Genomic DNA, 23,730 nt, shown 5'->3' with positions numbered 1-23,730 from the left:
TTATCCCACTTCTTAATTTTACCTTAGCTTGACAATAAGTTGATATAGTAATATTATTTAGCTTATGTTCGTCTTTATGAGTTTATTGACCTCTATTTTATTGCTCCTCTCTTTTTACTGTGCTCCTTTTGTTGTGTTTGTCAGCTTTATACCACTCATTTTTGTCTCCTATAAATCTAATAATGCTTTCAAATACGGTTTTATATCCGGTTTTGTCTTTTCTGTGGGTCTACTTTACTGGATACTTGTGCTTGAGGTACCTTTTAGAGTCTGGTTATGGGCAGGTGTATTACTTTTATTCATATACTTTGGACTTATATTTGGATTTTCTGCATGGTTTTCAAATAGAATTAGAAGCTTCATCTTTATCCCAATAGCATGGACGAGTGTAGAGTTCATCCGTTCATTATCACCTGAACTTGGTTTCCCGTGGGGAAGCGTGGGCTATGCACTTACCCATTATTTACAATTTGTACAGTTCGCCGAATTTATCGGACTCCCAGGGATAACATTTTTTGTGTTGCTTATAAACTCGCTCATTTTTTACACAATGGTGAGTAGAAAATTGCGATACCTATACGGTGCAGCAATTGTTGTTTGCATTGTATGGCTTCAAGGTAGACTCGCATTAGACCAAAAAGAGTCTGCTCCAGAAGTTAGGATTGGTGTTATCCAGCCAAATGTAGTACCTGAAATAAAGCGAGAGGAGGACTCTTTTGACTACAGATTATTATTGTTATATAAGTTAAGTGAAAAAGTAGGGACGTGTGATTTACTTGTCTGGCCCGAGACTGCAATACCTGGGTATCTCAACCTTAATGATTTAGGGCAAAAGGTTTTTAAAATTGTAGATTCATTGAATATCCCAGTAATCATGGGTGGTATGAGATTAGAGTTGAGTGAGAAGCAAGCAAAGACTTACAATTCCTGTTTTCTCGTTGTCCCTAAATATAGGGTTAAGGGATTTTACGACAAAATTTATTTAGTCCCATTCGGTGAACGCTTACCTTTTGATGAAATATTTACGGGGCTACAAAGACTAAATTTTGGACAGGGTAATTTCTCACCCGGTAAGAATTACAAAGTTTTTGAGCTTCCCAAATTTAAATTCTCTGTTCTTATTTGTTTTGAATCTATATTCCCAAGAATTTCAAGAAAATTTGTCCGCAATGGGGCACAAGTGCTTGTGAATATAACTGAGGATTCATGGTTTGGTAGGACTGCAGGCCCATACCAGCATGCACAGCAGGCAGTTTTGAGAGCAGTAGAATACAGGATACCAGTTGTGAGATGTGGCAACACGGGTATCTCATATTTTGTGACTCCAAAGGGTGAAGTAAAAGAGATTACCAAAATATTCACACAGCAAATTATTATAAGAGATATCCCGTTAAGGAAGAACCTTACTTTTTATGCAAGATGGGGTGACTGGTTTGCGTGGCTGTGTGTGGGACTACTATTTTTGCTTATTAATTTGAGATTTATGTCCAAAAAATAATCTTTTTTTTCTTGACATTTAGACAATTTTTACATATATTTTTATTGAAATGGAAGAGACAAGAGAGCGTGCAATAAATGAGGCTTTGCGCCAAATAGAGAAGAGCTTTGGTAAGGGTGCTGTGATGAGACTTGGTGAGAAGGAGATTAAGGTGTGTAAAGATGCAATCTCAACTGGTTCACTTTCGCTTGATGCAGCACTTGGAATAGGAGGCATACCACGTGGCAGGACAGTAGAGATATTTGGGTCAGAGGGAAGTGGTAAGACTACACTTGGGTTACATATTTTAGCAGAAGCCCAAAAAAAGGGAGGGGTAGGCGCATTTATTGATGCTGAGCATGCACTTGACCCAGTATATGCTAAAAATTTAGGTGTAGATGTTGATAACCTACTTATATCACAGCCAGATACAGGGGAGGAGGCACTTGAGATTGCAGAGACTCTCACAAGGAGTGGAGCAGTTGATGTCATAGTTATTGACTCTGTGGCTGCGCTTGTCCCAAGAGCTGAAATTGAGGGTGAGATAGGCGAATCTTTCATTGGATTACAGGCAAGACTTATGTCGCAAGCACTTAGAAAACTTACAGGAGTAGTATCAAAATCAAAGACTTGCGCCATCTTTATAAATCAGATAAGATACAAAATTGGCGTACTTTTGGGTAACCCGATGACAACTCCTGGTGGATTGGCACTTAAATTTCATTCATCTGTGAGACTTGAAATAAAAAGTGTCACCCCTATTAAAAAGGGAGAAGAAAGGATAGGTAACCATATAAAGGTTATGGTTGTCAAAAACAAGCTTGCGCCCCCATTTAAGAGTGCAGAATTTGATATCCTTTATGGAAAAGGGATTTCAATGGTTGGTGATATATTTGATCTTGCAGTTAAGCATAATCTTGTAGAGAAGGCTGGGACTTGGTTTTCTTACAAGGGTGAAAAAATTGGGCAAGGTAGGGAAAATGCAATAGATTACTTAATACAGCACCCAGAAATTAGTTCTACACTTGAAAAAGAAATAAGAGGAATAATTGGATTGAGCTAAATTTTAACTTTTTTTAAAAAAAAACTTGACAAATCTCTAATAAAGTGTTATATAAAAGTAGAGCTCTTTGAAATTTATATACGCGTGCATCACTTTTGAGGTCTTTTTCGGAGAGTTTGATCCTGGCTCAGGACTAGTGCTGGCAGCGTGTCTTAGACATGCAAGTCGAACGGTCCGATTTATCGGGCAGTGGCGAACGGGTGAGTAATACACAGATAATCTACTTTTGAGTGGGGAATAGCCTTGAGAAATCGAGGGTAATTCCGCATAAGTCCCTAAAATCATATGATTTTAGGGAGAAACCTTGACTTGTCAGGGGCTCTTGAATGAGTTTGTGTCCTATCAGGTAGTTGGTAGGGTAACTGCCTACCAAGCCTATGACGGGTAGCTGGCCTTAGAGGGTGACCAGCCACATGGGGACTGAGACACGGCCCCAACTCCTACGGGAGGCAGCAGTCTAGAAAATTGGGCAATGGCCGAAAGGCTGACCCAGCGACGCTGTGTAGAGGATGAAGGCTCTCGGGTTGTAAACTCTTGTCAGGGGGGAAGATTTTGACGGTACCTCCAGAGGAAGCCCCGGCTAATTCCGTGCCAGCAGCCGCGGTAACACGGAAGGGGCAAGCACTGTCCGGAATTACTGGGTGTAAAGGGGGTGTAGGCGGATTTGTAAGTCGGAGATTAAAGGTGCAGGCTTAACCTGCAACAAGTCTTTGATACTGCAGGTCTTGAGCACGAGAGGGGAGAGTGGAATTCCCGGTGTAGCGGTGGAATGTGTGGATATCGGGAGGAACACTCGTGGCGAAGGCGGCTCTCTGGCTCGTAGCTGACGCTGATACCCGAAAGTATGGGGAGCAAACAGGATTAGATACCCTGGTAGTCCATACTGTAAACGATGACCACTAGGTGTTCCTTGATTCGTCGAGGAGTGCCGTAGCTAACGCATTAAGTGGTCCACCTGGGGACTACGACCGCAAGGTTGAAACTCAAAGGAATTGACGGGGGCCCGCACAAGCGGTGGAGGATGTGGTTCAATTCGATGGTACGCGAAGAACCTTACCTGGGCTTGACATGCTAGTGGTACTGACCTGAAAGGGAAGGGACCCGAAAGGGAGCTAGCACAGGTGCTGCATGGCTGTCGTCAGCTCGTGCCGTGAGGTGTCGGATTAAGTTCCATAACGAGCGCAACCCCTGCCTTTAGTTGCTAACCTCGATTTATCGAGAAGCACTCTAAAGGGACTGCCGAGGTTAACTCGGAGGAAGGTGGGGATGACGTCAAGTCCGCATGGCCTTTATGTCCAGGGCCACACACGTCCTACAATGGCTAGTACAACGGGTTGCTAAACTGCGAGGTGGAGCTAATCCCTAAAACTAGCCTCAGTTCGGATTGGAGTCTGCAATTCGACTCCATGAAGTCGGAATCGCTAGTAATCACGGATAAGTATACCGTGGTGAATACGTTCCCGGGCCTTGTACACACCGCCTGTCACGCCATGGAAGTTCTGAATGCCCAAAGTTCCGACTCGTCGGAATAAAGGCAAGCAGAATGACTGGGGCGAAGTCATAACAAGGTAGCCGTACGGGAACGTGCGGCTGGATCACCTCCTTTCTACGGAGATTGGTTTTTAGGTTTAACGAAAATTATTTTGACCAAAAAAGTGGTGCGCGCTTTATTTATATTTTATTTTGGGCCTACAGTTTTTAGCTACGTTCCCAAAAACTTTCTAAACGTTCGTAGGGAGCGGTTAGAGTCCCCGATAGGGGCCTGTAGCTCAGTTGGTTAGAGCGTACGGTTGATAACCGTAAGGTGGGTGGTTCGAATCCACCCAGGCCCAGTAAATTGGGAAGATGACTGCATGAGATTAGGCCCATTGACTTTGGGCTTCGGTCCTAATAATAAATTGGGATCAGTTCCAAAGAAAGGAGGAGAAAGTGAAAAAGGTATCATTGCTTGTGATAGCAGTAATATTTGTTGCAACAATGGGATTTGCAACAAATACACGTGTCGCTACTATGGGAGGCTGGTCTGATTTCTTAATTGACGACTCTAATATTTACGGGTATCCGGCATGGGTGAATGCTTATGCAGGTAATGTAATAGGTGAACTTGGTGCTACAGGTGCTTTCCCAACTTTAGGTGCTTTCTTTAAGGGTAGAATACTACCTGTGAATTATGGAGTAGCTTTACAGAGGAGTGCTTTTCCTGCTCTTGTAAATACTGCTATTACAAATTCAGGCGCCCAATTCACGCCAGGCTTTGTTGCCCCCTTACCTCAGTTAGAGTTCGTTGGAGGAGCTGAATTTGGCCCACTTGCTGCTGGACTTGATGTAGAATTAGCTAGTAATGCTATTAGTATAGATGTCCCTCATGGAGATACTATGGATATGAAAGAATCAATGGGCATAATTGGTATAAGACCTGGGGTAAAGTTTGCTCTCGGAGAAAAGAACTTTGTTGATTTTGCACTTGGGATTCGTACTCATAATTGGTCACTTGAGGAGTGCGATTTGGAAGGAGTCAAATACAAATGGAATGCTAAAGGTAAACTCTTCTACGGTATAGACACCAGAGCTTTCTTTACGATGAGTGAAAAAACTCTTATCTCTCTGTTACACCTCAATATAGGAGATGCAAGCTGGGAGAGGGCAACGATTGATACTACATCTGAAGAGCTTAAGTTAATGGATGTGACATTAGGAGTTGGTGGTACTCATCCTATTTTTGAAAATGGTACACTCCTATTTGGGCTCGTTGGCAGGATGGACAAGGAGACTACTACCCCTGAAGATACTACAAAGAGCAAGACTGCTGTCACCATAACTACTCTACCCGGTATTGTATTTGGGGCTGAGGCTCAAATTTGGAGCTGGCTTGGGGCGAGAGTCGGTTTTTGGAAATACTTGAATCCAGTAAAAATGGATGTAACACCTCAAAGTGGAGCAGATAAAGACAAGGCTACTACAATAACCACTTTCAATGCTCCGTTCAATCTTGCTTTTGGTGCCTGTGCCAAATTAGGTGACTTCACATTTGATGTCCAGATTCCAAATGCATTCTTCTTCTCAGGCCCTTATCTCATCAGTGGAACCCCATGTGCTGCTGCACTGGCGAGTTTGACATACACATTCGGTAAGTAATATAGGAATTAAGAAATTTAAAGCTGGGTTACCTTTAACAGGTGCCCAGCTTTTTTTATTGACAATTTTTGGTTTATAGATTATATTTATTTTTAGAGATATGGGGGTGTAGCTCAGAGGGAGAGCATCTGCTTTGCAAGCAGGGGGGCAGGGGTTCGAATCCCCTCACCTCCACATAGTTATACGCAATCGGCTTCGGGACACAATATATTTAAAGGTCGAGAAATTAAATATTAAAAAGGAGGTGGAAAAACGAATTTAAGTGATATTTGGAAAGAAAAATTCTGGAAATGAGCAAGTTTTGCTGATTATATTTTAGTAAAACTTAGTTGTATTGCTTCTGGAGTGATGCTTGCCGCATTAATTCCCTCCCTTATAGAAATCAATGTTTGGTAGATTATTGCAGTGGTCATACTCTTAGCAATAAAACCATTGTATACCGTATTCAAGAAATAAGCGTTTCATCCGCCGACTCTTCGGAATACTTCGCATTCCTCGTCCCTATCGGGAGCGTATAACAGAGGATAAAAGACTCTGCTATCGCTCGTCCAAATTTTGCTCCACTTCGTTCCGCAAAACTTCTTTTATCCTCGATACGATAATCAAATAATATAGTCATCCATAATACCCTATATTTTCCAGAGATATAAATAATAAACACCTACTTCTGTACAATTGTAGCACCCTCATGGAGGGCGTTTTTGTTTATGGTAATAAGGTCTTCATTGAGCTTGGGAAAGACTATGGGGATAGCTGCCTTTATGCTATCCAGGCTGACAGCCCCAGTACTGGCTACATAAGCACCCATAACAGTCATATTAGCACATTTGACTGTGCCCAGCCTTTCTGCTATTTCACTGGCCGGAACTGCAAGTACCTGAATATCATCTCTTTTCGGCTTCCTATGGATAAGTGAAGAATTGTAGATAAGGAGTCCACCCTTCTTTAGACGGGGCTCAAACTTGTCAAGAGAGGGTTCATTCATGATGATTATAGTATCCGGTTCTGTAATCACTGGGGATGCAATCTCGTCCGTGGACACAATCACGGAACAATTTGCAGTCCCACCCCTCATCTCAGCACCATAAGATGGAAAATGGGTGCAGTGCTTGTCTTCATTCATAGCCGCTGCCGCCAATAAGACACCCGCTTTGATAACTCCCTGGCCACCAAAGCCAGCGATAATTACTTCCTGTCTCATTCCTTTAATACTAAAATCCGATACCCTCTATTTCTGACGGTTTTTCTGGTGGTATTTTTTCCTCATAAATTCTTATTTCTGCTTTTGCTGGCGTCAAATCTTTATACACACCCAGCGGATAATATTTACTCATCTTCTCCTCTATAAACTCGCACGCCTTCTTAGGGGTTACACCCCAACCCGTAGGACATGGTGATAGAATTTCAACCAGTGTAAAACCTAGTCTATCAAGTTGTATCTGAAATGCCTTCTTCAGAGCACGCTTCGTTTTCAGCACATTGGAAACACTGTTCACAGTAGTCCGCTCCAAATAGACAGGACCGTCAAGTGAGGAGAGAAGTTCACACACCCTGATAGGATAGCCAGCAACCTTTGGGTCCCGACCAAAAGGATTGGTGCTTGTCTTCTGACCCGGCATAGTTGTTGGTGCTTGCTGCCCACCAGTCATCCCATAAATAGCATTGTTGATGAATATTACTGTAAAGTTTTCGCCTCTGGCAGCAGCATGAATGGTTTCAGCTGTCCCGATGCCAGCCAAATCACCGTCACCTTGATAGGAGAAGACAACTAAATCTGGGCATACCCGTTTCATCCCGGTTGCAGCAGCACAACCTCGTCCATGAGGAACCTGTATCATGTCACAATCTAAGTATTCATCTAAAAATACAGAACAGCCCACAGGTGCTATCCCAGTAGTACGCTCACGAATACCCAGCTCATCAATCACCTCTGCTATAAGCCGATGCACGATACCGTGACCACAACCTGGACAGTAACGCATCGTAATTCCTGTCATGCTTGCCGGCTTTTTGTAAATTTTGCCCATATTATACGCAGTATCCTGTGGAGGTGCTTAATATTTCTTCTACTTTACCCAAGACTTCATCTCCTGTCGGCAGACCACCGCCAGGATGACCAAGAAAGTGAATATTAGCCTTGCCACGAGCAGATATCTGGACATCTTCAATCATCTGCCCCATATTCATCTCAACAACTAAAAATTTCTTCACCCTATCAGCCAGTGTATTTATAGCCACTTTAGGAAACGGCCATAAAGTTATTGGCCTGAAGAGTCCAATCTTTATTCCCTTTTTCCTACCCTTGATCACTGCATCCTTTGATATCCGAGCTGAAGTCCCGTAGGCAATGATTGCGAGCTCAGCATCGTCCAGTTCCAATTCCTCATATCGTACCTCATTTGTCTCTATTTTCTGGTATTTCTCATACAGGTGCCAGTTGTGTTCTTCAAGTCTACCCGGTGCCATATACAGTGTGTTGATAATCCTACGCTTTCTACCCTTGCAGCCCGTCGTTATGTAATCCTTTGGAGGCAACTTATCTAAGTCTACCCAGTCAAACTCAAACTGCATCGGCTCCATCATCTGACCTAACAAGCCATCTGCCAATACCATACACGGATTACGGTATTTATCTCCCAAGTCATATGCTAACTTTGGAAAATTACCCATCTCAGTCACTGAACCGGGCGCCAACACAATCACACGATAGTCCCCATGACCACCACCACGAGTTGCCTGAAAATAATCACTTTGTGCAGGTGCAATGTTGCCAAGTCCAGGACCACCGCGAACGATGTTGGCATAAAAAAAAGGGAGTTCAGCTGATGATATATACGAAATACCTTCCTGTTTCAAGCTAATACCGCACCCAGATGAAGATGTCATCCCCCGGACACCACAAGCAGCAGCACCAAATATCATATTAACAGCAGCAATCTCAGATTCTGACTGAATAAAAGTACCACCTACCTCAAATAAACGCCAGGAAAGGTACTCAGGAATCTCATTTTGTGGTGTAATAGGATAGCCAGCAAAAAATCTGCACCCAGCACGAACAGCACCTTCTGCAAGAGCTTCATTTCCCTTTATTAATATCTTTTCACCTGTCTTATACCTCACTATATCTTTTGTAGTCATAACTTTTCAACCTCAATCGCTATCTCCGGGCATACCTGATAGCACAGACCACACCCAATACATTCTTCTATATTCGTGCAGTGTGGTGGATGATAGCCACTATAATTAAATTTGGATGTCATCTCAAGTATCTTCTTAGGACAGGCATCAATACAGTAGCCACACCCCTTACAAAGCTCTTCGTAAATTGTTACTTTTGCCTTCAGTTTAGTAGTTGACTCTTTCATCTCACTACTTTAATATCATACTGCCACATGTGAAACCTTATCTCAACCATAGCTTTTTAATTTGTAATCTGTAATTTGTAATTTGCAATCTGCATATTTAATATTTGATTTTTAATTTGAATTACACCCTACCATTTTAGCACCATCCTGCCCCATGTTAAACCTTATCCCAACCATATCATTATACCCTCTTTTTTGTCATTCTGAGTAAAGCGAAGAACCTCATCAGTAAAAAATCTACTTAACCGACCTAACGGACATAACCGACTCACCTCATCATAATCAGTTTCTTTATCACACTATTATCACCAACCTTAAGCTGGCAGAAGTATACACCTGACTCAACCTCTTTTCCACTCGCATCTGTACCATCCCAAGTAACAGCAGTGGTCAGTGGAGAGTGGTTAGTGATTAGTGTTTTTACCAACCTACCACTTAAATCATAAATTTGTATGCCAATTCCTTGGCTTTCACTAATCCCTGACCACTTGACACTAACTACTGAAGTAAATGGATTAGGATAGATTTCAAGATTTGAACTTTGAGCTTTGACATTTGAACTTTCTTCTACTCCTTCAGCATCAACCTTTATTAGATAGACATCAACCGCTCCCGCACCGTATGAAGCAGTCCGTCCTGTTACAATATAACCACCATCCAATGTCTGTCTCACTGAGAGGCCGCAATCTTCTCTGTTTCCACCGTATGTTCTTGTCCAGAGTGTATCACCAGCTGCACCTATCCTTACCAACCAAACATCCCCCCATATTTCACCATACGATTCAGTGCTTCCAGTTATAATACAGCCTTCGTCCAAGGTGTGAGCTATTGAAAGACCAACATCTTCATAAGTTCCACCATATGTCTTTGTCCACACTAAATCACCATTTGAATTTGTCTTTATTAGATAGATATCATCCAGTCCTGCACCATATGAATTAGTTATTCCAGCTACAATATAGCCACTATCCAGTGTTTGCATGATCGACAAGCCAACATCGTTACCAGCTCCACCATATGTTCTAGTCCAAAGTATATTACCGGTTGCATCTGTTTTTATTAACCAAACATCTTCTCCTCCCACACCGTATGAACTGGTTGCTCCAGCTATAATATAGTCACCATCTTGAGCCTGTACCACTGAGCAGCCAACGTCGCTATTAATTCCACCATATGTCCTTTCCCAGCCAGCAACTATTGGATTAGACAATAATGGTAGCCCAATCACAGTTGCTATTACAACTTTAACAATTAACTTATACATCGCACATATCCTTTCGTCATTCTCTCGGTATTTATTATTTATCATTTCTTAGACTTTTAGACTCTTGCCCATTCACCAGTCACCATTTCAATACCATCCCACCCCAAGTAAACCCAGCCCCAAAAGCAACTAATAGGATTATATCGCCACGCTTTATCCTGCCAACCCTGTTTGCCTCATCCAGTGCCAGTGGAATAGAAGCTGCTGGCACATTGCCATACTTGTCTATTATTATATACGCCTTATCCATCGGTATCTTTACACGCTTACAAGTCGCCTCCACTATCCGTAAGTTAGCTTGATGTGGAATAAACAGGGCTATGTCTTCATTTTTTAGATTTGCCAATTTTAGTACACGGATAGCTGAATTACCCATAGCACGCACTGCATGCTTAAATACCTCCCTACCCTCCATATGCACTGAATGAAGCTTATTAGTAACAGTCTCAGAAGAAGCTGGCAGCCGCGTCCCACCCGCTGGCTGAACAAGTAAGTGCCCAATAGTGCCATCCGCACCTAAATAAGAAGATAAAATGCCACTACTACCATCACTACTTGTAACTATGCACGCACCAGCACCATCACCAAATAATACACAAGTGTTCCTGTCCTCCCAGTTAACAACCCTTGACATAACCTCAGCACCGCAAACGAGAACATTCTTGTAATTGCCAGACTCTATAAGCCCCGCCGCTACCTCAAGCCCATAAAGAAAGCCTGAACACGCAGCCCCTACATCAAATGCAGCTATACCAGGGATACCCAAACCTTTCTGTGCCCAACAAGCAGTTGACGGATACGCAGTATCAGGACTCGCAGTCGCTACTATAAGTGCGTCAAGGGCAGTAGCTTTTAGACCCGCTTGCGCTAATGCATTATTAGCCGCCTGAACTACTAAATCAGATGTCGCGGTATCACCTTCTACTATATGACGCTCACGAATACCAGTCCGCTCTATTATCCAATCATTTGAGGTATCAACCATCTTCTCTAAATCAAAATTAGTTATAACTTTTGGTGGCACATATGAACCAGTACCTATAATCTTTATATTACGCATTAGAATTTTAAATTATAAGGAGAAAATAAACTGCTGTCAAGAAAAATTTGCTTTGTTGAATAAACATTTTTGGCACCTTTGATTTTCAACCTCTGACTTGGTTTTAGACAATTTTGACATTGTCATTCTGAACGAAATGAAGAATCTCATAAATCGGTGTCAATCAAGGTGTTGCAAGTTTTGTAAAGCGAATTATTCAACAAAGCAAGAAAAACTTGCCCAGAGTTTTAGAACTCAATTTTAATTCACTTGACACAAATTTTATTTAGATTATATTTTTGTTGAATGGTAACTATCCCACTTTTACTTTTAGTTGCTTGTGCTGTTGGTCTATATATGGCATGGTCAATAGGGGCAAATGATATTGCTAACGCTATGGCAACGGCAGTTGGGGCGAGGGCAATTACTTTACGACAAGCTGTTTTAATTGCTTCTATATTTACTTTTATAGGAGCTACTTTTGTTGGTACACATGTGACAGAGACAATAAGGAAAGGAATTATTAATCCAACATTTATCCCTAATCCAAAGATTATGATACTCGGTGCCCTTTCCTCGCTACTTGCAGCTGCTATTTGGGTGACTCTTGCAACATGGAAGGCAATGCCAGTCTCTACTACGCATTCAATTGTAGGCGCTTTAGTTGGATTTGGGCTTCTTATTGGTGGTCCTTATTGTGTGAATTGGAAAAAAATTGTAGAAATAGTAGCAAGTTGGGTTATGTCTCCAGCAATAGCAGGAGTGTTTTCTTTTTTTACATTTAAGTCAATAGTTAAATTTATATTAAATAATAAAGAACCTGCCAGTGCTACTATAAGATTAGTACCATTTTATATGGGAATTGCTTTTTTTATTATGGCATTAGCTATGCTTCTTAATACAAGACTTGGTAAATTTACAAATAATTTAGTAGAAATTTTGGGCGTTTCATTGATAATAGCTGGTATTGCTGGGATGATAGGCTACCATTGGGTAATTGGAGTTATCAAGAGTAAAAGTAGAGAAATTGAAGGAGTTGAAGAGTCGTTTAGGAGACTGCAAGTTATAACCTCCTGTTACGTAGCTTTTTCAATAGGTGCAAATGATGTTGCCAATGCTATGGGACCTGTAGCTACGATTTTTTGTATCATTAAGACTGGTACATTTGGGACACAAGTTCCTATTCCTTTTTTTATATTAGTATTAGGCGGAGTCGGGATATCAATAGGGGTATTAACTTGGGGTTATAGGGTGATGGAGACGATTGGATTTAAGATTACTGAACTTACAAACACAAGAGGATATTCTATAGACTTTGGCGGCGCTACAAGTGTCATTTTAGCAACTAAACTTGGTATGCCGGTATCAACCACTCATGCAGCTGTGGGCTCAGTGATTGGGGTTGGGCTTGCAAGAGGATTAGATGCGGTTGACTTTGGTGTAGTACGTAAAATATTAATCTCATGGGTAATCACACTGCCGATAGCAGCGTTGACATCTGTTGGCATATATACAATTTTGCAGAAAATGGTGTCAGGTCTGATTTTTCATTGACAAGCCAGCAAGACAGAAAAATGAGAAACGACACCAATTTCACCATTCTGACATAAATCACCGACAGGCATTTCATTTACTGAATCTTGCACTACAGTATCATTAATCTGATAGGAGGGCTCAAAACTTGCACCCCCATCAGTTGAGCTGGCAAAATAGTAATCCATAAAGGGCCAGCCCTTTGAGATTAGAACATAAACATCATTCCCATAAACTGCAATAGATGAGAGATTACATATTCCGCTGTCAACTATAACTGGAGAGGCCCAGTTTTCGCCACCATCGGTTGACCAGCTCACATAGATGACACCGTCATCGTCAACAACAATTGATGGTCAGGCTTGATACGCAGTATCAGGAAAACTACTCACCTTGATACTCGGCTCAAATGATGCGCCACCATCTGTTGATTTAGCAAACTATAAATCCAAGTATGCTCCTCCTCGTAAATCATTCCAGACCGCATAGACAGTATCACCTCTGACTGCAATCGCACAGTTCCCCTAACTATTCTGCTTATTCGTGGTCACATCATTTCCTCTGACATTAGGTGTGAACCCCTGCGAAAATAACCCACAGACAACTACGCTTACTATCAGTAATACCTTTCTACACATATCCTCTAGTTAAACATCTCAAATCCTTTTTTTGAGTTTTGCGTTATTTCATAACGCACCCCCTCTTTATTGCTTTAGTGGTAAGCACCACTCGCAGTGTTTCTCCTATCATTACACATGCCAGCACGATTAGGACGCAAGCAATTACACCTAACAAAACCTTATGTCCAGAAAAAAAGCCAACCACCTCCCAAACAAGAGCAACAACAGTTGTAAGCAACATAAAAATAGCCGGCCATAATGTCCACTTTATATACTTACCTTTGCTTAATAACCACGCAGTAACCACAAGCAATGTAAGTGCAGCAACAAGCTGATTTGCAGCACCAAACACAGGCCAAATCGTCTGCCAGGCACCGAGTGCCAGCCAAGTAGCTAACCCAATTACAATTGCAGTATTTATATACATATTTCGCATAAATTTGAGACCCAGCTTATCAGCAAACAATTCTGTCCCTATATATCTTGTAATTCTTGTAGCAGTATCAAGTGTTGTAACTATAAAGGTTTTGAGCATTGTTATGCCTATAAACATACCTAACATACCTAAGATTGGTCTGGTTATTTCGCCGTACCCTTTGCCGAATGCTACTATCCAGTTGCCGCCTTTTATAAGCTCTGGATAAACAAGCCCTTCAGGGCCGCCTACCCAGTATAACCCTGCGCAAACACAAATTAATGCAAGGATTGCAAGCACACCCTCGGTTAGCATAGCACCGTAGCCTATGGGCTTGGCGAACCTCTCGTTTGGCAATTGCTTGGAAGTTGTGCCACTTGCCACAAGCGAATGGAACCCTGATACTGCACCACAAGCTATTGTCACGCACATCATAGGGAATAGCCATCCTTGTTTACCACCAGAAAAACCGATAAAGATTGGGGCATGTATGGGTGGACGTGTGGATATAAGCCCTATATAGCCGACAAGCAGGCCAAAGAATAAAATGAAAAATGATAGGTAGTCGCGTGGCTGTAGTATAATATTTACTGGCAATATAGATGCAGTATAAGCATATGCTATTAGCAAAATAAAAAGCCATAGATGGTAGCTCCCTGGTATCGGGCAATAATAACCACAAACTATTAGTCCAAATAGGATGCCGACACCTAAAACCGTTGCAAGTGGTGATGGCCACTTCCACCTGTATAGCATAAGCCCCACTAATATAGCTGTAGGTATAATTCCGAATGTAGGAATCACAATCTCAGGTGTAGTCTCAAGTGTTTTTGCAGCAGAGGCGGCAAACACGGCTATAACAAGGATAAGTGCGAGCCAAACAAATATGGCAAAGATAGTCCTTGCTCTGCGTCCCAGAGTAGATTCAGCAACATCAGCAATAGAGCGCCCTTCGTGTCTAATTGAAACCATAAGTGTAGAAAAGTCGTGCACACCACCCAAAAGTATAGAGCCCAGTATAATCCACAGCACCGCAGGTCCCCATCCCCATATAGCACCAGCAATTACAGGACCAAGAATTGGTCCTGCACCCGCAATTGATGAAAAGTGGTGCCCAAAAAGCATTAACCAGTGCCTTGCGGGAACATAATCTATGCCATCAAATTTAGTATGGGCGGGCGTTTTCCTCTCTGGGTCTACATCAAACAGCTTCTCTATTAGCTTGCCATAAAACTTATACCCCAGAGCGAATGCTACCAACCCAATTACCCCCAGCCAAAGTGAGTTCATTCTATTTCACTATAATCTACTTCTTTTTAAGTTTTTTAGTTTCTCAATCTCATTTTCACTCTCATCTATCACTTCCGAATTTTTTATCATCTTCTTTCCCCCAACTTTAACAGAGAACACAATAAAGATTCTTCCACCCAATTTTTCTTAGAACTTAAGATGAGTTGCCTCTTGCATCTCTTTCCATTTGTAATCCTCAAAGGTATGTTCAAAAGTAATAGGCTTTATCTGCAGCCCAATATATTTGCCGTTCACCTCTATAAAGAAATCTACATTATAAAGCCTATCCCACTCATCTGGTGCCGGTTTTATGGAGACACCAAGAATATTTTGCAGTGGACCGTATACAGTTTGAATCTCGGTTTGATAGCCATCAAAAGTTCTATTAATCACTACCTCTTTAATATAATTTACCCAAATTCAGCGATAACAAGGACATGAATGTTCTTTGTCTTGTCGCAATAAGCAATTACACACTTTGAGATTTTCACCCAATAGGTGAAAATTTTGAAAATAAAAAAACTTGAAAGGAGCCTCCTTTCCGATATAATTGATACTATGATAAACTTAAACAAAAAAGGAGGCTTCCATGAATAGTATCATTGTAACAGAGACTTCGTCAGAAGTCAAGAAGAAAATTGTGCCAAAAGTTGGGAAAATGGTGTCGGAAAATGGTGTCAGGTCTGATTTTTCATTGACAAGCCAGCAAGACAGAAAAATGAGAAACGACACCAATTTCACCGTGATGTTTATATCACAGGCGATGTAATAATTGATAGTGGTGTCACGCTCACAATAAAACCGGGTGTTAAGATTTGGGCTTCACCTTGGAGTGATGACCAGAGAGGTGGAGTAGATACTAGTAGATGTGAAATAATAGTAAATGGTGCACTTTTGGTAGTGGGAACTGAGAGTGATCCAATAAGATTTACTTCGGCGACTGAAACTCCCGGTGTGGAAGATTGGTATGGAATAAGATTTCTTGATTCCAGTGACGATGCAAGTTACAAGGAAGTGTAAAAATAACTTGCAAAATTGGAAAAATGGATTATAAATAAATATTATACTTAAGAAAAAGGGGGAAGTATGAACAAAAAGAAATTTTTTATAATGTTAGTTGTGAGTATTGGTATGCTAGGATGGGTGTTCCAAATAGAAGCTTCTTATACCTGTGATGTGTTTGGAAAATATTCCTCTTCATCGGTTACAAATACTTTTGCTTTCCCTGTTTCTTCCTACAGAGCGGGTTCACAATATTCACACGCGAGTGATTATCTTTATTTCAGTAATTCATCTTTACAGGGTTCAAAAATGAGCGGAAATAACAATATATCGAGGTGGAAGAAAGCGGGAATTTATGGGATCGAGTTTCTTTCAGGAGAGATTGTGAATACTCTCTGGCTACTTCAGGGATACGAGAGTGCTTACAAATCTCATCTTGAGACCCCTTTGCCTTTTATAATATACACTTCTTTTATGTGAGCAAGTATACCTTTGACTGCAACTACGGTGTGGGGAACTGGGAAACTTTTGGGACAAGAAGGGTCTTTCTGGAAATCTGCAGTTGGAGTAATAGAAGGATATATCACAGGTATAGGAGGATATTGTGTGATCATGAATTATGTAGGAGAACGCACTCCCAATTCTTTAGAGAAAGTAGGACTATGTATTTGTTTCTTTGGCTTTCCACCATTGGGGGCAATGGTAGGATATAATCTTAAGTAGTAGGAGGGAATTATGCATAAGAGAGTATTTACAATGTTAGCCATAAGTATTAGCATATTGTGCGGATGGGTATTCAAAGTAGACGGTTCTTATTTTACCTATTAGAGAAAATAAGTAAAAATATTACACCGGGAGGCGTAAAATGAAGTTAAGTAGGTCAGTAGTAACAGTGATTATCTTATTATCTATAAATATAAGTGTATTTGGGTTTACGGATGGAATTTGGGAACAAGTGGCAAGTCCGACTACAAGTAGGTTGTGTTTTGTATATTTTGTGGCCAAAGATGATGGGTGGGCAGTTGGCGACGATGGAATAATAATTCATTACGATGGCAATAATTGGAGTATTGTTGGGTCCCCGACTGGTAATGTACTTTGGTCCGTTTATTTTACAAGTCCAGATACTGGCTGGGCAGTTGGTAACTTTGGTACTATACTCCAGTACGATGGAGAAATATGGAACACATTCACAAGTCCGACAACTGAACATCTATACTCAGTTTTTTTTTATCTCTCCCACCAATGGGTGGGCAGTTGGTTGGGTAGTTAATGGACCCGGTGTTATACTCCATTGGGATGGTGAAAGTTGGAGTGAAGTAAGTAGCCCAACTGGAGGATGTTTGCATTCGGTTCATTTCACAAGCTCTACTAATGGCTGGGCAGTTGGAGGAGAGGTAATTCATTGGGATGGAAATGAGTGGAGTATAGTATGGAGTCCCCCTCCATCTTTTGAGCTTTACCTTCACTGTGTACATTTCCCTGTTGAAGAGGAAGGTTGGGCAGTGGGATATGGTATTGAGGACACGCCGGATTCTCTAAAAATACTGCACTTCTACGACAACCAGTGGCATACTACGCCCGGGCTACATTTTATCATTCCGTGTTCTGTCTATTTTATAAGCAAAGATGAGGGCTGGGCTGTTGGAGACCTTGGTCTAATACTTCGCTATTCTACCACCGGTGCAGAAGAGAAAAACGCAAAATACAGAATGCTTGATGTTAAATCCAAGATTACTACAAACCTATCCCAATCCCTTGTTTTAAAGAAGTCAATATTCAATATATACTCTCTAAAAGAAGTCGTGTAACCTTAAAGATATACAATGTCACAGGTAAACTGGTACAGACTTTGGTAGATAAGCCAATGCCCGCGGGAAAACATACTGTCAAATGGGATGAATGTTCAGATGATGGTAAGAGGGTTGCAAGCGGTGTGTACTTCTGCATATTAAAAGCAAGCGAATTCGAACCTATAAGCAAAATAATCATTTTGCAATGATTTTAATTTCAAGAGGCTGTTTAGAAATGAGCAGTTTTTCTGGTAAAAGTTCTGTGAGGTGAAATTTTAAATCCACTTCAAGTGGATAAAAACTACGCTCTTTGAAATTCAAATATGTGAAAGAACTACACAGCACATAAATTATGTGCTGGATTGAGTAAAAGTATGTACTCCTATGAAAATGAAGTCCTTGATTCGTTTGATAATTAGTGCTATTATGCTTAAAAATGTATGAATTGATATTCCTACAATTCCTCGTACCTTTGGGTCTTCAAGTAAATGCTGACCCTTGAGTTCTGAAAAACATCTCTCTACACTTGTCCTGAGATTATAAAAGAGTTTCCACTCCTAAGTCGATGATTGGGATTATATCAGAGCTATTACAAAGTTGGTAGTTATCGTGCGAATCGTAAGCAGCATCCATTGCAGCTAATTTTGGTGAGACAAGTTCTTTAGTTTTCTCAATGAGGGGTCGGGCATAAGGACTATCTGCTTTATTGCTAGGCGTAACTATAACATCAATAGGCAATTGTGATTCTGTGTCAACTACGAGGTGGATTTTGTATCCAAAGAAATAGTAGTCCTCACTTTTACAACCCTATTGTGCATCAGGATCTGAATGCTTTTTTGGATTGGAATAAGCGGAGATATGAGAAGAATCAATAGCTATTTTCTTGCCTTTTATAATACCGATTGTAACAAGCTGAGCTATAAGAAGTCGCATAATGCGATAGAAAGTGTCATCTCTCTAAGGTAAGGCAAGAGAAAACATTTGAAGATAGAGATTGGATTATAAGCTTCATTTCCTTGTATTGAATATGATTTCTCTACAAGTGGTAGAATAAAGGACCAGCCAATGGAGTCAAATATAATCTTTAAGGGGTCACTGGATTTAATCTTTTGAATAGCAGGGAGGAGTGCAAAGGAAAGTTGTTTTTTGGTTTTAAATTATGTTGGCCTCTTTTGTAACAAATTATATTATACAATAGAGAGGAGGTCAAATGAAAACAGGAGGTGATAGCATTTTTATTGGTGCTTATAGATTCCTGGTAGATAAGTATCTATAGAATGCTAAACAGCCTCTCAATGATTAGGAGGTGAAAAATGGACGAGCACATAAGGACACCAATGAAAGACATAATTAAGAAGTCACCATTTGATGGACTTCTTGCACACGCAGCAAAAGTTGAGGAATGCGTTAAGGTGCTGAAAGAACTTATAGAATGTTACTGTAATGGAAATTATGAGAAATGTGAAAGTATAGTTCCAAAGATTGTAGAATTTGAACAGGAAGCTGATACTTTGAAAATAGAGATTAGAAAATCGCTCCCAAGGAATATATTCATGTCAGTAGATAAAACTGATTTTCTCACTTGCTTAAGTGAACAGGATACAGTACTCGATTTTGCAGAGGATATTGCTATATGGCTTACACTTAAACATACAAAGTTAGCAGATGAAGTTAAGGAACTATTCCTGCAGCACTTCTATAAGGTACTTGAGAGTATAAAAGAATATGGAGAAGCTATAGTGAATTTGAAAGACATAGTAAGACTGTCTTTAAGGAAGATTAGCAGAGAAGCTACAATTCGTGCAATGGAGGCGATACACGAAAAAGAGAGAGAAGCAGACCTTATAGAACATAAATTAGGAAAGAAGATTTTCGAGCTCTCTATTGATGCAGTTTCTGTTTACCATTTATTAAAAGCTACTCGCTTAATTGGGGCACTCGCAAACCATATGGAGAATGCAGGCAATAGAGTGATAGCAATGATAGTTAGATAATTTGAGCTGTCATTGTGAACCTACCCACTGTCATTGCGAGCGATAGCGAAGCAATCTATACACATACTACTGTCATTTCAACAACTCCATTGCTTTCTCTACTATATGGTGTGAACTTAAGCCGTATTTTTCATATAAATCTTTAGTTGAACCAGATTCTCCATAAATATCTTGAATCCCAACTCTCCTATGAGGAATCGGTCGATAGGATAAAATTACTTCAGCTACTGCATCGCCAAGTCCACCTATTACTGTATGGTCTTCACAGGTTATAATACCTTGTGTTTCATCACAAGCCCTTTTTATTGCCTCTTTATCTATTGGCTTAACTGATGCAAAGTCAATTACCCTTGCCTCTATTTTATTTGATTTTAAAATTTCGTATGATTGTAATGCTTCATACACCAAAGAGCCTATAGCTCCGATAGTAATGTCATTACCAGCTCTCAGTGTTATGGATTTGCCAAGTTCAAAATTACAGCCATATTTATAAATTATTGGCAACCTCTGTTTTACAAGCCTGACATAAAATGGACCTTCTTCATTAGCTACTAATCGGATAACTGCACGTGTCTGAACTACGTCACAGGGAACTATCACTCTCATACTGGGTAGAACTCTCATGAGAGCTATATCTTCGACAGCTTGATGTGAGTACCCGTCTTCACCAATCCCAATCCCACCATGGGAGGCAACTATTTTAACTGGTAGTTTTTGATAAGCAATCCCTAATCTTATCTGGTCCCATGCTCTACCAGTTGCAAACACTGCAAAAGTGGATACAAAAACTGTCTTGCCACAAGAAGCTAAACCAGCCGCTGTACCCATCATATCAGCCTCTGAAATGCCGAGGTCAAAAAATCTATCAGGAAAGGCATCTTTAAACAAATGGGTCTTTGTAGAAAACGATAGGTCTGCATCCAATACTATAATGTTTGGATTAACTTTACCGAGTTCTATCAGTGTTTCACCATAAGCTTCCCTGAGTGAAATAAGGTCATCCATTTGAGGACTCACCCCTCTCTATCTCCTCAATCGCCTTTTTTGCTTCCACTTCATTTGGCGCCTTGCCATGCCACTCTATAGCATTCTCCATAAATGAGACTCCCTTTCCCTTTATAGTATTTGCAATTATTATTGTTGGTTTCCCTTTTATATGCTTTGCATTAGAAAATACATCCGGGAGCGCATTAAAATTATGACCATCTACCTCAAAGACTTCCCACCCAAATGATTGCCACTTTTCTTTTAATGGATAAGGGTCTTTTATTTCCTTTATTGAGCCATCTATCTGAAATCTATTGTGGTCAAGTATAGCACAAAGGTTATCAAGTTTAAACCTGGACGCAGTTAGACTTGCCTCCCATATTTCACCTTCGTCAATTTCACCATCCCCAATGAGCACATATACACGGTAATCTTTCTTGTCAATCTTACCAGCTAATGCTATCCCATTTGCAATTGATAACCCTTGGCCAAGTGACCCTGTTGATGCCTCTACTCCTGGGGTAGATAATGAGTAAGGATGGCCTTGTAGCCTTGCACCACACTTCCTTAACTCCCACAGCCAGTCACGCGGAAAATAGCCAACTCTCGAAAGAACAGCGTAAAGGGTGGGTGCCGCATGACCTTTGGAGAGGACGAATCTGTCCCTATCCTCCCATTTAGGATTTGCTTGATTATGACGCAGCACTTTAAAATAAAGAGTGACTAGAATCTCAACACAGGAAAGCGAACCCCCGGGGTGGCCTGAGCCCGCTTTAGTAAGCATCTTAATTATATCCTTTCTTACATCTTTTGCAATCTCTTTTAACTCATCCATAAGAAATTGAATTATGTCCTACCCTCAGCTAATCTTTCTGGCTTCAGTTGAGCCAGCCGGACTGCCAGCTTTATTGCCCGAATCATACTCTCAGGATTTGCTATCCCTTTTCCTGCTATATCAAAAGCTGTACCATGGTCTGGAGATGTACGAACAAAAGGTAGTCCTATAGTCACATTTACTGCATGACCAAATTCCTTGAGTTTAATAGGAATTAAACCTTGGTCATGATACATAGCTATTATTGCATCAAAATCAGTACGTGTAAATAAAGTATCTGCTGCATAGGGACCATCAACAAGAATTCCTTTTTTCTTTGCATCATCTATTGCTGGTTTTATTATTAGAGCTTCTTCGTTACCAAAAATACCCTCACCCCCATGTGGATTTAAAGCACAAATGCCAATTTTGGGTGAATGGATGTTAAAACGGGTACTCAAAAACTCATATGTTAGTTCTATTTTTTCAACAATTTGCTCTTTTGTTAGTACCTCAGGAACTCTTTTAAGTTGAATATGTGTTGTCACAAGTGTTACTCTAATTTCATCACCACAAAGCATCATTGCAAACCGTTTTGTATTTGATAGATTTGCAAGCAACTCAGTATGACCTGGAAAGTTAAAACCGGCAAGATTTAGCGAAGCTTTACAAATTGGAGCTGTCACTAAGGCGTCAATTTTTTTATCGTTTATAAGCTCGTATCCTTTTAAAATAAAACTATAAGCTGCCCTACCAGCTAACGCTGATAGCTTCCCATAGCCTACATCCACTCTTTTGAGCTCGCTACAATTTATTACTTCGCCATCCCATTGAATGCCAAATCTTTCTATTGTCTCATCAATTATAGACTGGGCTCCTATTACAACAGCTTGAGGTTGCACCTCTTGAGGTCGCACCTCATTTATGGTTTTAAGAGATTGTAAAGCTTTTAGTGTTACCTCAGGTCCAATCCCAGATGGGTCGCCTATTGTTATACCAATCTTCACATTAGAAATGCTAAATTCTTAATGCTCAATTATGAATTTCTTAATTTAGCATTCAGCATTTATAATTCATAATTTTCATATACTGTTTGCTTTCTTAACTATTTCTATGAATGATTTTGCATCCAAACTCGCCCCTCCTACAAGGACGCCATCTATGTCAGGCTCACGGAGGAGTCCAGATATGGTTTCAGAGTTCACACTACCACCATAAAGGATGCGAAACTCTTCTGCTACTTTGTAACCATATTTAGTTTCCACCAATTTCCTTATAAACTTATGCACTTCTTCTGCAATTTTAGGAGTTGCTGTAAACCCAGTTCCAATTGCCCAGATTGGCTCATAAGCTATAGTTATAGGTAGAAAAGGGGACTGTCCCCGTATGGGGACTGTCCCCGGTAGAAGGCCATCAAATGCAACATTGAATTCACGCTCAACTAATTCGTATGTTTTTCCATTCTCTCTTTCTTCTATTGTTTCACCTATACAAACAATGGAGATAAGTCCATATTTGAGTGCTGTCTTAAGCTTACGGTTTACAAGTTCAGCTGTTTCACCACAGTATTGTCTACGCTCTGAATGTCCTATAATCACATACTTACAGCCTACATCTACAATGAAGATAGGTGAAATCTCACCTGTATAGGCACCATTAGATTCGTACCATAAATTTTGAGCCCCTAAATTAATATTTGACTCCTTTATTACTTCATAAACAGGATATAGAGCAGTAAATGGTGGGAATATGGCTATATCTATATCGTCTATCTCGGTGAGTCCAGTTTTTATTTTAGTTGCTAACTCTACTGCTTCTCCAATTGTTTTGTTCATCTTCCAATTTCCTGCAATTAGATAACGCCTCTTCACTTTAGAAATGCTAAATTCTTAATGCTCAATTATGAATTTCTTAATTTAGCATTCAGCATTTATAATTC

At 40.5% G+C, this 23,730-nt stretch carries 22 protein-coding genes, 2 tRNA genes and 1 rRNA gene; 11 read left to right on the top strand and 14 right to left on the bottom strand.

What is annotated here, in order from left to right; genetic code table 11:
- Nucleotides 1–76 precede the first annotated feature (76 nt).
- The 6 genes from lnt to QMD71_00490 all read left to right on the top strand — a co-directional run bounded on the left by lnt (nucleotide 77) and on the right by QMD71_00490 (nucleotide 5,849).
- Complete coding sequence (gene lnt / locus QMD71_00515; GenBank protein ID MDI6839330.1) at nucleotides 77–1,498, top strand: apolipoprotein N-acyltransferase; 1,422 nt, start codon at nucleotides 77–79, stop codon at nucleotides 1,496–1,498.
- A 49-nt stretch (nucleotides 1,499–1,547) separates the two neighbouring features.
- On the top strand, nucleotides 1,548–2,540 hold the full coding sequence (recA, locus tag QMD71_00510; protein MDI6839329.1) for a recombinase RecA: 993 nt from the start codon (nucleotides 1,548–1,550) through the stop codon (nucleotides 2,538–2,540).
- Between the two features lie 104 nt (nucleotides 2,541–2,644).
- A 16S ribosomal RNA gene (locus QMD71_00505) occupies nucleotides 2,645–4,146 on the top strand.
- A 152-nt stretch (nucleotides 4,147–4,298) separates the two neighbouring features.
- Nucleotides 4,299–4,372, top strand: a tRNA-Ile gene (locus QMD71_00500).
- A gap of 97 nt (nucleotides 4,373–4,469) precedes the next feature.
- A complete protein-coding gene (locus tag QMD71_00495) occupies nucleotides 4,470–5,675 on the top strand; it encodes a hypothetical protein (GenBank protein ID MDI6839328.1) in 1,206 nt (401 codons plus the stop codon).
- Between the two features lie 102 nt (nucleotides 5,676–5,777).
- Nucleotides 5,778–5,849 (top strand) — tRNA-Ala (locus QMD71_00490).
- Between the two features lie 487 nt (nucleotides 5,850–6,336).
- Here QMD71_00490 and QMD71_00485 read toward each other — a convergent pair.
- From QMD71_00485 to QMD71_00460, 6 genes are all read right to left on the bottom strand, one after another.
- Entirely contained in the window at nucleotides 6,337–6,876 is a 540-nt protein-coding gene (locus tag QMD71_00485) for a 2-oxoacid:acceptor oxidoreductase family protein (protein ID MDI6839327.1), read from the bottom strand.
- A 10-nt stretch (nucleotides 6,877–6,886) separates the two neighbouring features.
- On the bottom strand, nucleotides 6,887–7,702 hold the full coding sequence (locus tag QMD71_00480; protein MDI6839326.1) for a thiamine pyrophosphate-dependent enzyme: 816 nt from the start codon (nucleotides 7,700–7,702) through the stop codon (nucleotides 6,887–6,889).
- A 1-nt stretch (nucleotide 7,703) separates the two neighbouring features.
- On the bottom strand, nucleotides 7,704–8,813 hold the full coding sequence (locus QMD71_00475; GenBank protein MDI6839325.1) for a 3-methyl-2-oxobutanoate dehydrogenase subunit VorB: 1,110 nt from the start codon (nucleotides 8,811–8,813) through the stop codon (nucleotides 7,704–7,706).
- Nucleotides 8,810–9,040: a 4Fe-4S binding protein gene (locus tag QMD71_00470; protein ID MDI6839324.1), complete on the bottom strand. Its 231-nt coding sequence runs from the start codon at nucleotides 9,038–9,040 to the stop codon at nucleotides 8,810–8,812. The genes QMD71_00475 and QMD71_00470 overlap by 4 nt, the downstream gene beginning before the upstream one ends.
- Nucleotides 9,041–9,308: 268 nt before the next feature.
- Complete coding sequence (locus QMD71_00465) at nucleotides 9,309–10,349, bottom strand: T9SS type A sorting domain-containing protein (protein ID MDI6839323.1); 1,041 nt, start codon at nucleotides 10,347–10,349, stop codon at nucleotides 9,309–9,311.
- 34 nt (nucleotides 10,350–10,383) lie between these two features.
- The gene (locus QMD71_00460; protein ID MDI6839322.1) at nucleotides 10,384–11,364 is read right to left on the bottom strand and encodes a beta-ketoacyl-ACP synthase III; all 981 of its coding nucleotides are present in this window, start codon (nucleotides 11,362–11,364) and stop codon (nucleotides 10,384–10,386) included.
- 285 nt (nucleotides 11,365–11,649) lie between these two features.
- On the opposite strand from QMD71_00460, the gene QMD71_00455 reads away from it, so the two are divergent.
- A complete protein-coding gene (locus QMD71_00455; protein MDI6839321.1) occupies nucleotides 11,650–12,897 on the top strand; it encodes an inorganic phosphate transporter in 1,248 nt (415 codons plus the stop codon).
- Here the strand turns inward: QMD71_00455 and QMD71_00450 are convergent.
- From QMD71_00450 to QMD71_00440, 3 genes are all read right to left on the bottom strand, one after another.
- Entirely contained in the window at nucleotides 12,891–13,196 is a 306-nt protein-coding gene (locus tag QMD71_00450; GenBank protein ID MDI6839320.1) for a sialidase family protein, read from the bottom strand. The genes QMD71_00455 and QMD71_00450 overlap by 7 nt on opposite strands.
- Before the next feature lie 361 nt (nucleotides 13,197–13,557).
- Nucleotides 13,558–15,201, bottom strand: a complete 1,644-nt coding sequence (locus QMD71_00445; protein ID MDI6839319.1) for a carbon starvation protein A — start codon at nucleotides 15,199–15,201, stop codon at nucleotides 13,558–13,560.
- A gap of 147 nt (nucleotides 15,202–15,348) precedes the next feature.
- Nucleotides 15,349–15,606 (bottom strand): MjaI family restriction endonuclease, encoded by a 258-nt coding sequence (locus QMD71_00440; GenBank protein ID MDI6839318.1) that lies wholly within the window; start codon nucleotides 15,604–15,606, stop codon nucleotides 15,349–15,351.
- Between the two features lie 681 nt (nucleotides 15,607–16,287).
- Between QMD71_00440 and QMD71_00435 the strand changes: the two genes are divergently transcribed.
- The 3 genes from QMD71_00435 to QMD71_00425 all read left to right on the top strand — a co-directional run bounded on the left by QMD71_00435 (nucleotide 16,288) and on the right by QMD71_00425 (nucleotide 18,014).
- On the top strand, nucleotides 16,288–16,683 hold the full coding sequence (locus QMD71_00435) for a hypothetical protein (GenBank protein ID MDI6839317.1): 396 nt from the start codon (nucleotides 16,288–16,290) through the stop codon (nucleotides 16,681–16,683).
- A gap of 385 nt (nucleotides 16,684–17,068) precedes the next feature.
- On the top strand, nucleotides 17,069–17,476 hold the full coding sequence (locus QMD71_00430; GenBank protein MDI6839316.1) for a hypothetical protein: 408 nt from the start codon (nucleotides 17,069–17,071) through the stop codon (nucleotides 17,474–17,476).
- Nucleotides 17,373–18,014: a hypothetical protein gene (locus QMD71_00425; GenBank protein ID MDI6839315.1), complete on the top strand. Its 642-nt coding sequence runs from the start codon at nucleotides 17,373–17,375 to the stop codon at nucleotides 18,012–18,014. The genes QMD71_00430 and QMD71_00425 overlap by 104 nt, the downstream gene beginning before the upstream one ends.
- A gap of 789 nt (nucleotides 18,015–18,803) precedes the next feature.
- On the opposite strand, the gene QMD71_00420 is transcribed toward QMD71_00425, so the two are convergent.
- The gene (locus tag QMD71_00420) at nucleotides 18,804–18,929 is read right to left on the bottom strand and encodes a hypothetical protein (GenBank protein MDI6839314.1); all 126 of its coding nucleotides are present in this window, start codon (nucleotides 18,927–18,929) and stop codon (nucleotides 18,804–18,806) included.
- Nucleotides 18,930–19,309: 380 nt separating this feature from the next.
- On the opposite strand from QMD71_00420, the gene QMD71_00415 reads away from it, so the two are divergent.
- Complete coding sequence (locus tag QMD71_00415; GenBank protein ID MDI6839313.1) at nucleotides 19,310–19,990, top strand: TIGR00153 family protein; 681 nt, start codon at nucleotides 19,310–19,312, stop codon at nucleotides 19,988–19,990.
- A gap of 72 nt (nucleotides 19,991–20,062) precedes the next feature.
- Here the strand turns inward: QMD71_00415 and QMD71_00410 are convergent, their stop codons facing one another.
- From QMD71_00410 to tpiA, 4 genes are all read right to left on the bottom strand, one after another.
- Nucleotides 20,063–20,995 carry a transketolase family protein gene (locus QMD71_00410; GenBank protein ID MDI6839312.1) on the bottom strand — a complete coding sequence of 311 codons (933 nt, stop codon included), beginning with the start codon at nucleotides 20,993–20,995 and terminating at the stop codon, nucleotides 20,063–20,065.
- Nucleotides 20,988–21,812 (bottom strand): transketolase, encoded by an 825-nt coding sequence (locus QMD71_00405; GenBank protein MDI6839311.1) that lies wholly within the window; start codon nucleotides 21,810–21,812, stop codon nucleotides 20,988–20,990. Before QMD71_00405 ends, QMD71_00410 begins: the two co-directional genes overlap by 8 nt.
- Before the next feature lie 11 nt (nucleotides 21,813–21,823).
- On the bottom strand, nucleotides 21,824–22,798 hold the full coding sequence (gene pdxA, locus QMD71_00400; protein MDI6839310.1) for a 4-hydroxythreonine-4-phosphate dehydrogenase PdxA: 975 nt from the start codon (nucleotides 22,796–22,798) through the stop codon (nucleotides 21,824–21,826).
- Between the two features lie 75 nt (nucleotides 22,799–22,873).
- On the bottom strand, nucleotides 22,874–23,662 hold the full coding sequence (gene tpiA / locus QMD71_00395) for a triose-phosphate isomerase (GenBank protein ID MDI6839309.1): 789 nt from the start codon (nucleotides 23,660–23,662) through the stop codon (nucleotides 22,874–22,876).
- Nucleotides 23,663–23,730 lie beyond the last annotated feature (68 nt).

The organism is bacterium, from assembly GCA_030018315.1.
Classification (GTDB): Bacteria; Hydrothermota; UBA3073; order JACQXS01; family JAGMCI01; genus JASEGA01.
Note: the sequence above shows the minus strand (reverse complement) of the source record. Positions and strands in the feature narration are given on the sequence as shown.

Excerpts from the sequence above, each read along its gene's own strand:
- QMD71_00460 (MDI6839322.1), bottom strand. The coding sequence starts at position 11,364 with ATGCGTAATATAAAGATTATAGGTACTGGTTCATATGTGCCACCAAAA.
- recA (MDI6839329.1), top strand. The coding sequence starts at position 1,548 with ATGGAAGAGACAAGAGAGCGTGCAATAAATGAGGCTTTGCGCCAAATA.
- QMD71_00470 (MDI6839324.1), bottom strand. The coding sequence starts at position 9,040 with ATGAAAGAGTCAACTACTAAACTGAAGGCAAAAGTAACAATTTACGAA.
- QMD71_00480 (MDI6839326.1), bottom strand. The coding sequence starts at position 7,702 with ATGGGCAAAATTTACAAAAAGCCGGCAAGCATGACAGGAATTACGATG.
- QMD71_00420 (MDI6839314.1), bottom strand. The coding sequence starts at position 18,929 with ATGCGACTTCTTATAGCTCAGCTTGTTACAATCGGTATTATAAAAGGC.
- QMD71_00410 (MDI6839312.1), bottom strand. The coding sequence starts at position 20,995 with ATGGATGACCTTATTTCACTCAGGGAAGCTTATGGTGAAACACTGATA.
- QMD71_00405 (MDI6839311.1), bottom strand. The coding sequence starts at position 21,812 with ATGGATGAGTTAAAAGAGATTGCAAAAGATGTAAGAAAGGATATAATT.
- QMD71_00475 (MDI6839325.1), bottom strand. The coding sequence starts at position 8,813 with ATGACTACAAAAGATATAGTGAGGTATAAGACAGGTGAAAAGATATTA.
- QMD71_00430 (MDI6839316.1), top strand. The coding sequence starts at position 17,069 with ATGAAGTTAAGTAGGTCAGTAGTAACAGTGATTATCTTATTATCTATA.
- QMD71_00445 (MDI6839319.1), bottom strand. The coding sequence starts at position 15,201 with ATGAACTCACTTTGGCTGGGGGTAATTGGGTTGGTAGCATTCGCTCTG.
- lnt (MDI6839330.1), top strand. The coding sequence starts at position 77 with ATGAGTTTATTGACCTCTATTTTATTGCTCCTCTCTTTTTACTGTGCT.
- QMD71_00415 (MDI6839313.1), top strand. The coding sequence starts at position 19,310 with ATGGACGAGCACATAAGGACACCAATGAAAGACATAATTAAGAAGTCA.
- QMD71_00465 (MDI6839323.1), bottom strand. The coding sequence starts at position 10,349 with ATGATAAATAATAAATACCGAGAGAATGACGAAAGGATATGTGCGATG.
- QMD71_00485 (MDI6839327.1), bottom strand. The coding sequence starts at position 6,876 with ATGAGACAGGAAGTAATTATCGCTGGCTTTGGTGGCCAGGGAGTTATC.
- QMD71_00455 (MDI6839321.1), top strand. The coding sequence starts at position 11,650 with ATGGTAACTATCCCACTTTTACTTTTAGTTGCTTGTGCTGTTGGTCTA.
- QMD71_00425 (MDI6839315.1), top strand. The coding sequence starts at position 17,373 with ATGGAGAAATATGGAACACATTCACAAGTCCGACAACTGAACATCTAT.
- QMD71_00435 (MDI6839317.1), top strand. The coding sequence starts at position 16,288 with ATGAACAAAAAGAAATTTTTTATAATGTTAGTTGTGAGTATTGGTATG.